Here is a 13,742-nt window from a genome sequence, read left to right as displayed (position 1 = left end):
TCAGCAGCGACAGCGCGGCGGCCTGTCAGCCAGACCCGCGTCGCGCATGGCGGACGGCACAGCCGGACAGACGCGAATGGGCATCGGATGGGACATCGCGACGGGTTCTCTCAAATGAATCGAAGTGAATCGACATCAGCGACGCACGGCATGCCATGCTCGCGTAATCCATAGCGTGGCGGCGTCCGGCGCATCACGCGCCATGCACGAAGGCAACGCCGCCTGCATGGGAAAACAGTCTATGGACCGCGCCGTTTCTTTTGAACGATTTTTTTGAGCTTAGGTTTTCCACTTTCGTGATTTACCTGACGTTGCAGCATACGTGGCGAAAGCGCCCATTGCCCGAATCCCCCGCCCGCCGCCGATATAATGGCGCTCGTCTCCGATCAACCTGCGCGGGCGTTGCGACAAGTCATTGACGCCCGGCGACCGTCGCTGTCAAGCATGCAAAAAATTATCCTGCCGTTCGTGTCCGGCTTTCTGGCGTCGCTGTTCTTTCACGAATCGACGCTCGCGCTCCTGCACGCCGCCGGTCTCATCGACCCGACAGGGTTCTCGACTGCGCCGTTCATGCCCATCGGGCTGCCCGAATTCATCGCCAATGCGATCTGGAGTTCGGTGTGGGCCGTGCTGATGGCGTGGCTGCTGCGCGTGTCGCCCGAACGGCCGGCGCCGTGGGTGCAGGCCTTCGTGTTCGGCGGCATCGTACTTACGGCGGCGGGCGTGGTCGTGGTCGATCCCATCCGGGGCATCTGGCCGACGGGCAACATGCTGCCGCGCCTGGCGCTCGGCTTCGCGTCGAATGCGATGTGGGGCTGGGGCGCGCTGGTGTTCATGCGCGCCTTCATGACGAACGACGACTGAGGCCGCCCGCCGTTCCTGTATTTCAGCCCTGCAGGTCCTTGAGCGGATGTTCGTTCGCGGGCCACGGGCTTTCAAACATCTTCGCGACGTCGGCAGGCGTCACGTCGTCGAAGCGCGCAAAGCGCCACGCCGGCTTGTTGTCCTTGTCGATGATGCGTGCGCGGATGCCTTCCGCCGCATCGCCTTGCTCGAACGACGAACGCGTCAGGTCGAGATCGCGGCGCAGGCATTCGGCCATCGTGCCTTCGGCGCGCGTCACCCCCTCCAGTGCCACGGCCATCGACAGCGGCGAGCGCTCGCGCAGCGTCGCGCCCGTCTGCTCGGCCCAATCCGCGTAAGCGCAATCGCCTTCGCGATCGAGCGACTGGATGATCTGCGCGACATCGGGCAGCGAGAAGTGTTTGTCGATGGACACGCGCGCGTCGGCGAGCGGCGACACGTCGGGCGCGGGCACGACCTTGTGCCGTTGCGCTTCGTCCTGCACGCAGGCGACCACGTCCGCGCCCTGCTCGAACGGCCGCGACTTCAGGCGATCGAGCAGCGCGGGGATCGCTTCATCGGGCAGGTACGCATCGGCGAGGCCTGCATACAGCGCCTCAGCGGGACCGATGGTCTCGCCCGTCACGGCAAGAAAGCGGCCGATCGCGCCCGGCGTGCGCGCGAGAAACCAGCCCACGCCGACATCCGGAAACAGACCGATGCGGGTTTCCGGCATCGCCATGCGCGTGCTCGACGTCACGACCCGCAGGCCGCCCGTGCGATGCGCGCCCTGCGAGATACCCATGCCGCCGCCCATCACCACGCCGTTCATCAACGCGATATACGGTTTCGTGTAGGTGAAGATGGCGTGGTCGAGCCGGTATTCGTCGATGAAGAAGGTATCGACGGCATCGCCGTCGCCGCGCTGGAACGACTCGTACAGATAGCGGATATCGCCGCCCGCGCAGAAGGCGCGCTCGCTCGTGCTGCGCACGACGACGGCGAGCACGTCGGGGTCTTCGCGCCACTCGTCGAGCGCCGCGTGCATCGCGCGCATCATGCCGAGCGACAGCGCGTTGAGCGCCTTGGGCCGGTTCAGTTCGATGAAACCGATCTGGTTGGCGACGTAGGCGATCAGTTCGTCGGAGGCGCTGCGCGATTCGTGTGTCGACATGGTGTGGGCGTTAAGCGATTGAATGAGCTTGCGACGTCAACGGTAGCATGCACACCCGACTTCTTCAGTGAAACCGGCAAGGCAGACGCACGCCGCAAGCTATGCCGCTTTCGCTTTCGATGACGCGCCGCGCCGCGGCTTCGCTGGCTTGTCGGCTTGAGCGTCTTCGTTCGCGTGATCGGCGCTATGCACCGCGCTTTGTACCGCGTCGGCCCCGAACCACGCGACGAGCGCAGCGTCCACCACGGCGTCGAGCGGCGCACGCGGAAACACCGGGCAAGTCAGATGCAACGCGACGATGCCGTGCATGGTCGCCCAAAAGGCCTCGGCGCACACGTGGCTGTCAGGCGCGCCCGGCAGACGGCCTTGCGCCTTGAGCGCATCGATCGATTCGACCATCAGACGAAACGACTTGTCGTCGGCCTTTTCTTTTTCATCGGCGCCCTCGCCGCCGTCGAGCGCCGCGCCCGTGTACGACGGATCCTCCATGAAGATCAGCCGGTACGTTTCGGGATGCGCGACGCCGAACGCCACGTACGCGCGCCCGAGCGCCTTCAGCCGGTCCGCCGGGTCGGCGATGCCGAGCACAGGCTCGAAGCTGGCAAGCAGTTCCGCGTAGCCCTCCGCGCACAGCGCGTGAGCGATGGCGTCGCGGCTGGCGAAATGCAGATAGAGCGTGGCGGGCGAATATTCGATCGCATCGGCGATCTTTCGCATGGACAGCGCGGCAAAGCCCTCGCGCATGACGATCCGCCGCGCGGCATCGAGGATGCGTGTGCGCAGCTCCAGTTTCTGTCGTGTCTTTCTTTCGGCGATTCCCATGCAAGCGATTTTCGGGTTGACAAACTGAAAAGTCAATTTAAACTGAACATCGTTCAGTGAACAGTGTTCAGTAAATTTATTGCACTCAGTTTCGGCCCGGTCCGGCTCTCTGGACGACGGGCGCACTCGACGGGAGTTGTCATGGAAAACGCAGCACAGATCGGACTGTTCGGCGCGGCGGGCGCGGCCGGACGCAGCATCGCGCATGCGCTCAGCGTGGCGGGCCGGCGTTATCGCGTGATCGGGCGGGGACGCGAGGCGCTGCAGGCGTCGTTCGGTCATGATCCCCTTGCGGCGATCGCCGGCTGGAATCCCGACGATCCCGCCAGCATCGCCGCTGCCGCCGCGGGCTTGCAGACTGCCGTGTATCTGGTCGGCGTCCCGTATCACCAGTTCGAACAGCATCCCCTGCTGATGCAGAAGACGCTCGACGGATTGCGCGCGGCAGGCGTGCAGCGGCTGATCCTGATCGGCACGGTGTATCCGTATGGGCGCGCGCGCAGCCTGCCCGTTACCGAATCGCACCCGCGCGAGCCGCATACCTTCAAAGGAAAAATGCGGCTGGCGCAGGAAAATCTCGTCATCGACGCGCATGGCCGTAACGGACTTGAAACACTCGTGCTGCGTCTGCCGGATTTCTACGGGCCGGGCGTCGATCGCAGCCTGGTGCATGGCGTCTTCGAAGGCGCCGCGCACGGTTCGCGCGCGCAGATGATCGGCCCGATCGACGTGCCGCACGAATTCGTGTTCATGCCCGATGTCGGGCCGGTCGTCGAACGACTGTCACGCACGCCGGAAGCTTTCGGACGCGTGCTGCATCTGGCGGGCGCGGGCACGACCACGCAGCGGGCCATCGCCGAACGCGCTTACGCGCTGGCGCAGCGCGAGCCGAAGCTGATGGTGGCAAATAAAACGATGCTGCGCGTGATGGGCGTCTTCAACCCGTTGCTGCGCGAGATGGTGGAAATGCACTACCTGCTGACCGACCCCGTCATACTCGACGACTCCGCATTGACGAAGCTGATTGGCCCGGTGATGAAGACTTCGTATGAGGCCGGCATTGCGCAGTCGCTTGCGGCTGCGCAGCGCGCCATCCCGCAAACGGGTGTCCAGCCGGCATGATCGGCGGCCGCCGCGCACGAGACCATCTGTCGTTTGAGAACGCGCGCAGCACGCGCCCGTCTCACGTACCTGCCAGATTGCCGGGCGGAAAGTGGCCGCTTTTGAGCAGAACGGGCGTGCCATTGCTGATCAGCAGATGCTCGCGCGCAACGGCTTCGATGCGTTCGCGGCCTGCGGCGACCGCGCGGCGCCAGCCGGCGGTGTCGTTCGTGTTGGCGCCGAAGTGATCTTCCAGCGCTTCGACAGAAATCGCGCACGGCACCCTTTCACCGTCGACCAGCGCCGGAAACACCAGCGTCAGGTTGAAGTCGCGGTAAGCGGGGGCGTCGGCGGGAAAACGAATCTCCATGGTGACCTCATCGGGAAAATCCGGCGGGGCGAGTTGCCGTGTGGGTCCATAGGACGCGCCACGCGGACGGCTCGCCCATTCAGCGGGCTTTATGGTACTCGTAGCGACGTGCGGCGGTCCAGCGTGGGGCATGCTGCGGTTGCGGCTACGACCGTGGCCCTCGCCGGACTGGCGTGATGTCCAGCGCCGCTGCGCGATTTCGCGTCAGGCCCCGTCCAGCAGCCTGTCCACATACGCACGGCCCGCTTTTTCGACGAATGCGAGGGCTTCGTCTTCCGTCGCGAAACGATGTTCGTCGCCGATCCCGATCAGCGTCTCCATGCGGTGCGGATCGTCCGGCCCGCGCTCCGACAGGCTCACCGAGCCGACATACAGCCCTTCCCGCTCGCCCGCGCGCCGCGCCGGCTCGTGCGGCTGCACGAGCCGCGCCGACGCGCTGATGTAATAGCCCCGATAAGGGCCGCTGACCCGCTCTGCCACATCCGCCTCTCGTTCGCTGATGTCGATGCCGGCGAGTTCATGCCGGCGAGTCGATGCCGGTTATGAGATCGACAGCACGCGGCACGCCACGTGCGATAGACAATAAGTCCGCGCGCCGCGCGATAAGTTCTGCGCGTCCATTCCGGCGCGCGCCCGGCCGCGTTACCTCCAGTTACCTGCAATTTCCGGACGAGAACCAACGATATGGGAAAATATTTTCTTCGAGAGCGCGAGATCGCCGAACCGGACGCGGCCAATGCATGGTTCGCATATGCGGAAAGTCACGGTATCGACATTCCGAAGGCGATCAGCATCTGGGAGGACGCGGCGACGGAAGAAGGCGTCGAGAGCCGACGCACCGTCGAGCGGGCAGGTATCCGTCTCGATCTGTCGGAAGTGGGCCATCCGGGCCTCGCGTCGGGGGTTTGACAGATGCCGTCGGGCACGATCGATCGGGCAATACAGGTTAGCGAGCCGCACCGGCTGCATCGACGTGCGTTAAAGCGCTTACGCCGGTTCGCACTACCCGACGCCTGATCGCCTGCGATGTTCGCCCGCGCTCGCGCCGTCCGCGTGACAGGACGCCGCGAGCGCACGCGTCCGTGTTCCCGCGCCCCGCTCTGCACATCAATTCTGGAAGAGAAGGAAACGTAATGAAGTCGATCGAACGGCGCGCGCGCCACTCTGCTGTCTCCCACGCGATCCGTGCCGCGGCGCTGCCGCTCGCCGCACTCGCGCTCGCGAGCCTTGGCGCATGCGCGTCGTCGAATACGACCTCGCTGATCAATCTGCCCAACGGCGAGACGGGATTCGCAGTCAGCTGCAGCGGCGCGGACGCAAGCTCGAGCTGGGCGTCGTGCTATGTGCAGGCGGGCAAGGCCTGCGGCGCGACGGGTTACGACATCGTGTCGAAGGATAACGACGAAGGCGGCACAGCGGGCGGCAGCATCACGAACGTGGTGTCGGCGAACGTGAAGACCCGCTCGATGGTGATCCGCTGCAAGTGACCGGTTGCGAATGACCCGCTGCAAGAAGCAACCTGCAGCGGATCATTCGACACAAGCGGATGTTCCGCGCAACGTCAATGCGCCTGCATCTTCGAAAAGAGATTGAGCACGACCACGCCCGCGACGATCAGGCTCAACCCGGCGACAGCGGCAAGATCCGGCACCTGCCGATACATCACGATAGCCACCAGCGTGATCAGCACGATGCCGACGCCGGACCAGATCGCATAGACGATGCCGACGGGCACGCTCTTGAGCGTAAGCGACAGGCAGTAGAACGAAATGCCGTAACCCAGCAGCACGACGACGGCAGGCAGCAGACGCGTGAAGCCTTCCGACGCGCGCAGCGCCGATGTCGCGATCACTTCGGCGACGATGGCGATGGCGAGCAACGCATAAGGTGGCACGCGCATCCGTCAGGCCTTCGCAAGCGCGAGCTTGCCGTAGTCATGGCCGAGTTGCGCGCACAGCGCTTCGACCACCAGTTCATGATCCGAGCGCTGCGGCAGACCCGATACCGTCACCGAGCCGATCACGCCGGCGCCCTTCACGCTTAGCGGAAACGCGCCGCCATGCGACGCATAGTCGGCGCTGTCGAGCGCGTGCTTGTCCGTGAGCGTGCCGTTCGACTGTTGCAGCTTCAGGCCGATCGCGTATGAGCTGCAGCGGAAATGCGCGACGGTGTTGCCCTTGCGGCGCGCCCAGTTGACGTTGTCGGGCGTCGCGCCGCCTACCATCGAAAAGAACATCGGCTGACCGAAGGTACGGATATCGATGGCGATCGAGAGGCCGCGCGCGGTCGCGACCTCACGCAGATACGCGCCGAGTTGCCACGCGGTATCGGCGTCGAAATGAGGGAAGACAAGCGTGTGTTCCTGCGCAGCGATCGACTGCAAATCGTGAGCGATGTCCATGGCGTGTCGAGAGAGCGTTGATGAATACGCGCCGCGCGATGAAGCGCTTGCGAGCTTCGCGCGGCACAGAAGAACGGCGATTCTAGCGCACGCGCCGTGCGCGACGAGACCATGCTCTCACAGGAACGGCACGCCTTCGTCATGCATTCGATGCGCGTGTCGCGGCGAGTCAGATCACCGTCGCTTTGACCACTTTCATGTCGATTCTTAAAAACTGATTGCATCGAGCCTGCGGTTGTCCTATAATCTTTTCTTCGACGGACGCGGGGTGGAGCAGTCTGGCAGCTCGTCGGGCTCATAACCCGAAGGTCGTAGGTTCAAATCCTACCCCCGCAACCAGTACTTACTGGTCATATGCTCCAGGTAATATCAAGAGCCGTCGTATCATCAAACCCGCCAATGGCGGGTTTTTTGTTTTCTGCGCGCCATTCGCGTCAGACTTCAATGCGGCCTGCCATCAAGCGCACACGGCAGCGCCACGCACGCGAGCGACATCGTCAAGCCCCGGCCCGGTGATACACTCCCATCACCATTGCCCATCCCCTCTCTATGAAATTCTGTTCCGTCTGCGGCCACGCCGTGAGCCTGAGCATTCCGCCCGGCGACAACCGCGAGCGCTTCGTGTGCGCGAGCTGCGGCACCGTGCACTATCAGAATCCGCGCAACGTGGTCGGCACCGTGCCCGTCTGGGACAACAAGGTGCTGCTGTGCCGCCGCGCGATCGAACCGCGCTACGGTTACTGGACCCTGCCCGCAGGCTTCATGGAAATGGGCGAGACGACTTCAGAAGCCGCCGCGCGCGAGACGCTCGAAGAAGCCGGCGCACGCGTCGAGGTACAAAACCTGTACACGCTACTGAATGTGCCGCATGTGCATCAGGTGCATCTGTTCTATCTTGCACGGCTGCTCGATCTCGACGTCGAAGCAGGCGAAGAGAGTCTCGAAGTGCGCCTGTTCGAAGAGCATGAAATCCCGTGGAGCGACATCGCGTTCCCGACCGTCGCGCAGACCTTGCGCTTCTTCTTCACCGACCGCGCGTCGGGCAACTACGGTCTGCACACGGGCGACATCTTCCGCTCGCTGCGCGACGGCTGATCACACCAGCTGTCGCATGGTCCCCTGGCTCGGCCCCGACGATCCCTTTCCGCCTGTCGAGCGCGCGCTGTCTGCCACCAGCGGCGCGCCTGGCTTGCTCGCGGCAAGCGCCGATCTGCTGCCGTCGCGTCTGATCGACGCGTATCGGCGCGGCATTTTTCCGTGGTATTCGGACGGACAGCCCGTGCTGTGGTGGACACCCGATCCGCGCATGATCCTGCGTCCGGATGAGTTCAAGATTTCGCCGTCGCTGAAAAAGACGCTCAAGCGCGTATTGCGCGACGATGCCTGGGAAATCCGCGTCGACGCCGACTTCCCCGCCGTGATGCGCGCCTGCGCGCTCGCGCCGCGCCACGGCCAGCGCGGAACGTGGATCACCGCCGACGTGATCGACGCCTACACGGCATTGCATCGGCGCGGCCAAGCGCACAGCATCGAAACATGGCACGAAGGCAAGCGTGTCGGCGGATTGTATGGTGTGTCGTTCGGCAAGATGTTCTTCGGCGAATCGATGTTCGCGGAAGTGACGGATGCATCGAAAATCGCGCTCTCCGCGCTCGTCTTTCACTTGCGACGTCACGAAATAGAAATGATAGACTGCCAGCAGAACACGTCGCATCTGGCGTCGCTGGGCGGCCGCGAGATTGCGCGCAAGGCTTTCGTTGCGCATGTGCGCGCGAATGTCGATGCAGCGCCGATCCCCTGGCCGTTCGACAAAACCGTCCTGCGCGATCTTTTGGCGCCGGCGGCGTGAAGCGCGAGCGGTCGAGGGCCGACGCCGCCGCGCGAACGACGCAAGTCGTGATGCACGTGTCCTTCGGGCAAGGCTGCAAGCTAACGGTGAACACAGCCAGCAGCGCGCCCGATTGGCAAAACCAGAAACGCTTCGAGAGCTGCCAACGTGACTCACCCCAATGAGCTGCCGCTTTCACCGCTTTCGGCGCTGCAATTCTATGCAACAGCGCCTTACCCTTGCAGTTATCTGGAAGGGCGCGTCGCGCGCTCGCAGGTTGCGACGCCCAGCCATCTGATCAACTCCGACGTCTATACCGAACTCGTGCGGGCCGGCTTTCGCCGCTCCGGCGTGTTCACGTATCGCCCATATTGCGACGGCTGCCGCGCGTGCGTGCCCGTGCGCGTGCCTGTCGAGCGCTTCTCGCCGAACCGCACGCAGCGGCGCGTCTGGAAACGTCACGGCAACCTGATCGCCACCGTCGCGCCGCTGCATTACGACGAGGAGCATTACGCGCTCTATATGCGTTATCAGTCGGCGCGGCACGCAGGCGGCGGCATGGATCGCGACAGCCGCGACCAGTACGAACAGTTTCTGCTACAAAGCCGGATCAACTCGCGGCTCGTCGAGTTCCGCGAACCGGCCAATCCCGGCTATGCGGGCCACCCCGACATGCCCGGCACGCTGCGCATGGTCAGCATGATCGACATCCTCGGCGACGGGTTGTCGTCGGTGTATACGTTCTTCGATCCCGACCTGCCGCACACCAGTTTCGGCACCTACAACATCCTCTGGCAGATCGAGCAGGCGCGCAGCCTGAAGCTGCCGCACGTGTATCTCGGCTACTGGATCCGCGAAAGCCCGAAGATGGCCTACAAGGCCAACTTCACGCCGCTCGAAGGCCTGTTCGACGGCAACTGGAAAGTGCTCGATCCCACTGCGCTGGAACTCTCCCCTGTCGAAGCCGCGAAAGCCGGCATACGCGGGCGCGGCTGAGCAGAAAGGCGGCGCGACGGCAGTTGAAAACGGAAACGTCGATGGCCGCCGCGCCGACCCGTTAAAATAGCGGGTTCCCATTTTTCAGCCGCCAGGCGCCCCGCCGTGTTCAGTTCCCTCTATCCGCTCGTACGCGCCCAACTCTTCCGCATGGACGCGGAAGACGCTCACCACCTCACCCTGCGCCTGCTCGGCGCGGCCGGACGCACCGGTATCGCGGGCGCGCTCGCGCCGCACGTGCCCGATTCGCCGCGCACCGTGATGGGCCTGAAGTTCCGAAACCCGGTCGGCCTCGCCGCGGGTCTCGACAAGGATGGCGCGTGCATCGACGGACTGGCCGCACTCGGTTTCGGCTTCATCGAAGTCGGTACGGTGACGCCGCGCGCCCAGCCGGGCAATCCGCGTCCGCGCATGTTCCGCCTGCCGCAGGCGAATGCTGTGATCAACCGGATGGGCTTCAACAACATGGGCGTCGAGCAGTTCGTGAAGAACGTCCAGGCCGCGCGCTATCGCGGCACGCTCGGGCTGAACATCGGCAAGAACGCCGACACGCCCATCGAACGCGCCGCCGACGATTATCTCTTCTGCCTCGAACGTGTCTATCCGTTCGCGAGCTACGTGACGGTCAATATCTCGTCGCCGAATACGAAGAACCTGCGTCAGTTGCAAGGCGCGGGCGAACTCGACGCGCTGCTCGCTGCACTGAAGGACAAGCAGCAACGTCTCGCCGATCTGCACGGCAAGCTCGTGCCGCTCGCACTGAAGATCGCGCCCGATCTCGACGATGAGCAGATCAAATCGATCGCCGATACCCTGCTGCGCCACAAGTTCGAAGGCGTGATCGCGACCAACACCACGCTGTCGCGCACGGCCGTGCAAGGTCTGCCGCACGCCGACGAAGCGGGCGGCCTGTCGGGACGCCCGGTGTTCGACGCATCGAATGAAGTGATTCGCAAGCTGCGCGCGGAAGTGGGCAGCGAGGTGCCCATCATCGGCGTGGGTGGGATTTTCTCGGGCGCGGACGCGAAGGCCAAGCTCGAAGCCGGCGCGTCGCTGGTGCAGCTTTACACGGGCTTCATCTATCGCGGCCCGGCGCTGGTCGCCGAGTGCGCGCAGGCGCTCGCCGGGCGCGCTGCCTGATCTTCACTGAAGCGTCAGCGGCGCGCGCAGCTATGCATCAGCGCGCTGCGACCGCATCGAGCCGCGCACCGAACCGGTCGAAACGCGGCTCGTAGTAGTGATCCGGGTCGAGCGAAAACGCCACGCGGCGGGTGCGGCCCATCAACTCTTCACGCGGAAAGAAGCCGAAATAGCGCGAATCCGCGCTGTCATCGCGATTGTCGCCGAGCATCAGATACTCGCCCGCCGGCACCGTCACCGGCCCGAACGAGCGGCGCGGACTCGGCGCGACTTCCGACAGCCGCACCACATGCGCGACGCCCTCGAAACGCTCGGTCAGGTAATCGCCGGGTGACACGATGTCGCCCGGCAGCGGCGCACGTACGAGCGGCTGATAGCTCGCGCGCACATTGTTCACATACAGCACGTTGTCGCGCATCGCGACGATATCGCCGGGCAGACCGATCAGACGCTTGACGATCAGTTCATGCGCAGCCGACGAATCGATCGTCACGATGTCCCCACGCTGCGGATCGTGCAGGTGCGCAATCGCGATGTGCGTAAGGGGAATGCGCAGATCGTAGGCCATCTTGTCGACGAGGATGCGGTCGCCCTCGCGGATAGTCGGCAGCATCGAGCCGCTCGGCACGACGTTCCAGTCGGCAATCGCGCTGCGAAACAGCACCATCAGAACGATAAACGCGACGAGACTCTTGTACTCGCGCCACAACCTGGCCAGCATGCGCATCATCGCGCTCCTTGCAAACGGCTTGAAAACATAACAGAACGATCACGGCCGGGCGGGTTTTCAGCGGCCGCTGCGGCCCGCTTCAATGTGCCACTACGTGCCTCCGCGTGCCTCGACCCGCATCCGTCCGCGACGATCCTATCACTGCACGCCCTCACCCTGCTGTTTCATTCGCACGGAAAACGCAGGCCGAGCGCCGCGCGCGCTGCATCGGCCATCCCGATCATCTGGCGCGACTTCGCGTGCGTCATGACGGGACTTTCGAGCGCGCCGCTGCGGATCAGATCGCAGAAATGCACGGTCTCGTAGTTCAGGCCGCCGCCTTCGAACGGCGCGTCGAGTTCGACCACGCGTCCGCCGGTGTAACGCACGGTCGCGCGCGTCGGGTTCCACCAGTTCTCGTGAATCGTGACGTGACCTTGCGTTCCCGCAATAAACGCATCGCCCTTGCCGAACAGATCGAGTCCGCAAAAGAGCTGCGAAATGCCCTTCTCGTGGCGGCTGTTGAGACTCGCGAAGGTATCGACGCCCGTGCTCCCGAGCCGCCCCAGCGTCTGCACGTCAAGCGGTGCGCCGAGCCAGTCGACGGCCAGAAACAGCTCGTAGATGCCGATATCGAGCAGCGCGCCGCCCGCCTGCTCGAACGACAGCGACGGATGATCGTCGGGCACGCCGGGCACCGAACAGCCCGCACGCACGAGGCCGATCTCGCCGATGGGATCGGCGGCGAGATGCGCGCGCAGCTGCTGGTAAAGCGGATAGAACGGCGGCTTCATCGCGTCCATGAAGAGCCGCTGCGACGCGCGCGCGCTGTCGATCACACGGTCGAGTTGCGCCGTATTCACCGTGGCAGGCTTTTCGCACAGCACATGAATACCGGCTTCGAGCGCGGCGCAGGCGTAATGCGCGTGACTGTCCTGCATCGTCGCGATATAGAGCGCGTCGATACCGCTCTGGAGAAGGGCTTCGAAGGAATCGAGGGCTTGTCCGCCGTGTTGCTGCGCAAACGTTTCAGCGGGAGCGCGGCGGCGCGACCAGACTGCTGTCAGCCGCGAATGGGGTACATGCGCGAGGCTCTGCGCGAAACGATGGGCGATGCGGCCTGTGCCAACGATGCCCCAGCGTATCGTCGCCGGTTGCCCGGATGGGGTGTGGGTTGTTGCGTGATTCATCCGTCGCAAGAAGTGGGTTCATCCAGAGAGAGACAGCCGACATTGTCGCAAATGTCGCGTATCGCCTCGCCAGACTGCCTTCATGCGGTCCGTACTGCTTTTACTGCCGTGTGCAGCGTGCTTCTGTCCAGCCTGTTGCCGACTTCAATCCGATGCAGCCTGACTGTCAGCCAACAGCGTTCAGCCAACAGTCATGCCGACTCGTCCGGCACCGCCGCGCTCATGCGGCTCATCGAGAAATCGATCAGCGCAATCGCGGCCGTTTCCGCTTCCTTCGCATCGTGCCGTTCGATCGCATCGACCACGCGCGAATGCAGGCGCACCGTCTCTTCCCATGCGGCGGGCGGCAGATCGACGAGCGGCTTCAATGCCGACAACGCACCGCGAATGATGGCGGCCATCTGCTGGAAGAACTGGTTGCCGCTTGCAATCACGATACGCGTAGGCAGCGCCTCATCCGCAGTCTGATGGCCAGGTTCTCCCGGCGGACTGTTGCGGAAAGCCTCGAACGCATCGCGGATCGCAGCGATGTCCGAAGCATTGCCACGCGTCGCGGCCTGTGCAGCCGCACGCGGTTCGATCAGCACGCGGAACTCGATCACGTCACGCAGGAACGTGGGGTCGGGCGTCGCGCGGAAACGCCAGTTCACGACGTCCTCGTCGATCATGCGCCAGTCGTGCATCGGCCTGATGCGTGTGCCGATCTTCGGCCGCACGTCGAGCATGTGCCGCGCGAGCAGCATCGACAGCGCCTCGCGCATCACCGTGCGGCTGACGTCGAATTCCTTCGACAATACGTCTTGCGGCGGTAAGACCGCACCGTACTTTTCTTCGACGATCCCGGTCACGAGTCCATCCATGACCTTGCTGACCAAGGAACGTTCTTTATTGGTTTGTTCCATCATCCTTCTCCCCGATGCGGCGTTTTCGCCTGCGATAAGTGTTGATCACGTGCCCTCGTGTCATTTTTTATTAGTGAACAATACGTTGCTTCGCTTTATCTGGATGCGCCAGTTGGGAAACCACCCGAGAGGGTATTCCCTCCGACCAATTGTTACTTTCGTGCAACGCGTCGTGAAGCGAAGTCTGACGCACATCGCAACAGGTCTGCGCAATGGGGAAAAATTGCATCGAAAGTACTGCACACATAGGTCCGTCAAGCGATTGC

The 13,742-nt window shown here is 63.9% G+C and carries 17 protein-coding genes and 1 tRNA gene; 9 read left to right on the top strand and 9 right to left on the bottom strand.

All coding sequences use genetic code 11. The annotated features are described in order from the left end of the window. Positions 1-444 precede the first annotated feature (444 nt). The gene (locus tag DK391_RS13265) at positions 445-864 is read left to right on the top strand and encodes a hypothetical protein (RefSeq protein WP_109478457.1); all 420 of its coding nucleotides are present in this window, start codon (positions 445-447) and stop codon (positions 862-864) included. 22 nt (positions 865-886) lie between these two features. Here the strand turns inward: DK391_RS13265 and DK391_RS13260 are convergent, their stop codons facing one another. Both DK391_RS13260 and DK391_RS13255 read right to left on the bottom strand, forming a co-directional pair. After that, on the bottom strand, positions 887-2,017 hold the full coding sequence (locus DK391_RS13260; protein ID WP_109478426.1) for an enoyl-CoA hydratase/isomerase family protein: 1,131 nt from the start codon (positions 2,015-2,017) through the stop codon (positions 887-889). A 99-nt stretch (positions 2,018-2,116) separates the two neighbouring features. After that, positions 2,117-2,839, bottom strand: coding sequence for a TetR/AcrR family transcriptional regulator (locus DK391_RS13255; RefSeq protein WP_109478425.1), 723 nt, complete (start codon positions 2,837-2,839; stop codon positions 2,117-2,119). Positions 2,840-2,980: 141 nt separating this feature from the next. On the opposite strand from DK391_RS13255, the gene DK391_RS13250 reads away from it, so the two are divergent. Continuing rightward, complete coding sequence (locus DK391_RS13250) at positions 2,981-3,961, top strand: NAD-dependent epimerase/dehydratase family protein (protein WP_109478424.1); 981 nt, start codon at positions 2,981-2,983, stop codon at positions 3,959-3,961. Positions 3,962-4,022: 61 nt separating this feature from the next. Here the strand turns inward: DK391_RS13250 and DK391_RS13245 are convergent, their stop codons facing one another. Both DK391_RS13245 and DK391_RS13240 read right to left on the bottom strand, forming a co-directional pair. After that, positions 4,023-4,310: a DUF1488 domain-containing protein gene (locus tag DK391_RS13245; RefSeq protein WP_109478423.1), complete on the bottom strand. Its 288-nt coding sequence runs from the start codon at positions 4,308-4,310 to the stop codon at positions 4,023-4,025. Between the two features lie 204 nt (positions 4,311-4,514). Beyond that, positions 4,515-4,790, bottom strand: a complete 276-nt coding sequence (locus DK391_RS13240) for a hypothetical protein (RefSeq protein ID WP_109478422.1) — start codon at positions 4,788-4,790, stop codon at positions 4,515-4,517. A 204-nt stretch (positions 4,791-4,994) separates the two neighbouring features. Between DK391_RS13240 and DK391_RS13235 the strand changes: the two genes are divergently transcribed. Both DK391_RS13235 and DK391_RS13230 read left to right on the top strand, forming a co-directional pair. Then, positions 4,995-5,219, top strand: a complete 225-nt coding sequence (locus DK391_RS13235; RefSeq protein ID WP_109478421.1) for a hypothetical protein — start codon at positions 4,995-4,997, stop codon at positions 5,217-5,219. 224 nt (positions 5,220-5,443) lie between these two features. Then, positions 5,444-5,797 carry a hypothetical protein gene (locus DK391_RS13230; protein ID WP_109478420.1) on the top strand — a complete coding sequence of 118 codons (354 nt, stop codon included), beginning with the start codon at positions 5,444-5,446 and terminating at the stop codon, positions 5,795-5,797. Positions 5,798-5,871: 74 nt separating this feature from the next. On the opposite strand, the gene DK391_RS13225 is transcribed toward DK391_RS13230, so the two are convergent. Both DK391_RS13225 and DK391_RS13220 read right to left on the bottom strand, forming a co-directional pair. Beyond that, a complete protein-coding gene (locus DK391_RS13225) occupies positions 5,872-6,210 on the bottom strand; it encodes a multidrug efflux SMR transporter (protein ID WP_109478419.1) in 339 nt (112 codons plus the stop codon). 3 nt (positions 6,211-6,213) lie between these two features. Next, positions 6,214-6,711: a heme-degrading domain-containing protein gene (locus DK391_RS13220; protein ID WP_109478418.1), complete on the bottom strand. Its 498-nt coding sequence runs from the start codon at positions 6,709-6,711 to the stop codon at positions 6,214-6,216. 262 nt (positions 6,712-6,973) lie between these two features. Between DK391_RS13220 and DK391_RS13215 the strand changes: the two genes are divergently transcribed. From DK391_RS13215 to DK391_RS13195, 5 genes are all read left to right on the top strand, one after another. Next, positions 6,974-7,050: transfer RNA gene (locus tag DK391_RS13215), tRNA-Met, on the top strand. A gap of 210 nt (positions 7,051-7,260) precedes the next feature. Beyond that, positions 7,261-7,806, top strand: coding sequence for an NUDIX hydrolase (locus DK391_RS13210; protein ID WP_109478417.1), 546 nt, complete (start codon positions 7,261-7,263; stop codon positions 7,804-7,806). A 16-nt stretch (positions 7,807-7,822) separates the two neighbouring features. Next, entirely contained in the window at positions 7,823-8,560 is a 738-nt protein-coding gene (gene aat / locus DK391_RS13205) for a leucyl/phenylalanyl-tRNA--protein transferase (RefSeq protein WP_109478416.1), read from the top strand. A gap of 147 nt (positions 8,561-8,707) precedes the next feature. Further along, positions 8,708-9,535 (top strand): arginyltransferase, encoded by an 828-nt coding sequence (locus DK391_RS13200; RefSeq protein WP_109478415.1) that lies wholly within the window; start codon positions 8,708-8,710, stop codon positions 9,533-9,535. A gap of 105 nt (positions 9,536-9,640) precedes the next feature. Further along, entirely contained in the window at positions 9,641-10,675 is a 1,035-nt protein-coding gene (locus tag DK391_RS13195; RefSeq protein WP_109478414.1) for a quinone-dependent dihydroorotate dehydrogenase, read from the top strand. A 37-nt stretch (positions 10,676-10,712) separates the two neighbouring features. Here the strand turns inward: DK391_RS13195 and lepB are convergent, their stop codons facing one another. The 3 genes from lepB to DK391_RS13180 all read right to left on the bottom strand — a co-directional run bounded on the left by lepB (position 10,713) and on the right by DK391_RS13180 (position 13,476). Next, on the bottom strand, positions 10,713-11,402 hold the full coding sequence (gene lepB, locus DK391_RS13190) for a signal peptidase I (RefSeq protein WP_109478456.1): 690 nt from the start codon (positions 11,400-11,402) through the stop codon (positions 10,713-10,715). A gap of 167 nt (positions 11,403-11,569) precedes the next feature. After that, entirely contained in the window at positions 11,570-12,574 is a 1,005-nt protein-coding gene (locus DK391_RS13185; RefSeq protein ID WP_109478413.1) for a Gfo/Idh/MocA family oxidoreductase, read from the bottom strand. Positions 12,575-12,765: 191 nt separating this feature from the next. Next, positions 12,766-13,476 carry an FCD domain-containing protein gene (locus tag DK391_RS13180; protein ID WP_109478412.1) on the bottom strand — a complete coding sequence of 237 codons (711 nt, stop codon included), beginning with the start codon at positions 13,474-13,476 and terminating at the stop codon, positions 12,766-12,768. Positions 13,477-13,742 lie beyond the last annotated feature (266 nt).

Source organism: Paraburkholderia sp. C35 (genome assembly GCF_003121405.1).
Taxonomy (GTDB): domain Bacteria; phylum Pseudomonadota; class Gammaproteobacteria; order Burkholderiales; family Burkholderiaceae; genus Paraburkholderia.
The sequence above is the reverse complement of the archived record's forward strand: the minus strand, read 5'-3'. Positions and strand labels throughout refer to the sequence as shown.

Excerpts from the sequence above, each read along its gene's own strand:
- aat (WP_109478416.1), top strand. The coding sequence starts at position 7,823 with ATGGTCCCCTGGCTCGGCCCCGACGATCCCTTTCCGCCTGTCGAGCGC.
- DK391_RS13230 (WP_109478420.1), top strand. The coding sequence starts at position 5,444 with ATGAAGTCGATCGAACGGCGCGCGCGCCACTCTGCTGTCTCCCACGCG.
- DK391_RS13185 (WP_109478413.1), bottom strand. The coding sequence starts at position 12,574 with ATGAATCACGCAACAACCCACACCCCATCCGGGCAACCGGCGACGATA.
- lepB (WP_109478456.1), bottom strand. The coding sequence starts at position 11,402 with ATGCGCATGCTGGCCAGGTTGTGGCGCGAGTACAAGAGTCTCGTCGCG.
- DK391_RS13210 (WP_109478417.1), top strand. The coding sequence starts at position 7,261 with ATGAAATTCTGTTCCGTCTGCGGCCACGCCGTGAGCCTGAGCATTCCG.
- DK391_RS13255 (WP_109478425.1), bottom strand. The coding sequence starts at position 2,839 with ATGGGAATCGCCGAAAGAAAGACACGACAGAAACTGGAGCTGCGCACA.
- DK391_RS13225 (WP_109478419.1), bottom strand. The coding sequence starts at position 6,210 with ATGCGCGTGCCACCTTATGCGTTGCTCGCCATCGCCATCGTCGCCGAA.
- DK391_RS13250 (WP_109478424.1), top strand. The coding sequence starts at position 2,981 with ATGGAAAACGCAGCACAGATCGGACTGTTCGGCGCGGCGGGCGCGGCC.
- DK391_RS13235 (WP_109478421.1), top strand. The coding sequence starts at position 4,995 with ATGGGAAAATATTTTCTTCGAGAGCGCGAGATCGCCGAACCGGACGCG.
- DK391_RS13260 (WP_109478426.1), bottom strand. The coding sequence starts at position 2,017 with ATGTCGACACACGAATCGCGCAGCGCCTCCGACGAACTGATCGCCTAC.
- DK391_RS13265 (WP_109478457.1), top strand. The coding sequence starts at position 445 with ATGCAAAAAATTATCCTGCCGTTCGTGTCCGGCTTTCTGGCGTCGCTG.
- DK391_RS13245 (WP_109478423.1), bottom strand. The coding sequence starts at position 4,310 with ATGGAGATTCGTTTTCCCGCCGACGCCCCCGCTTACCGCGACTTCAAC.
- DK391_RS13220 (WP_109478418.1), bottom strand. The coding sequence starts at position 6,711 with ATGGACATCGCTCACGATTTGCAGTCGATCGCTGCGCAGGAACACACG.
- DK391_RS13180 (WP_109478412.1), bottom strand. The coding sequence starts at position 13,476 with ATGGAACAAACCAATAAAGAACGTTCCTTGGTCAGCAAGGTCATGGAT.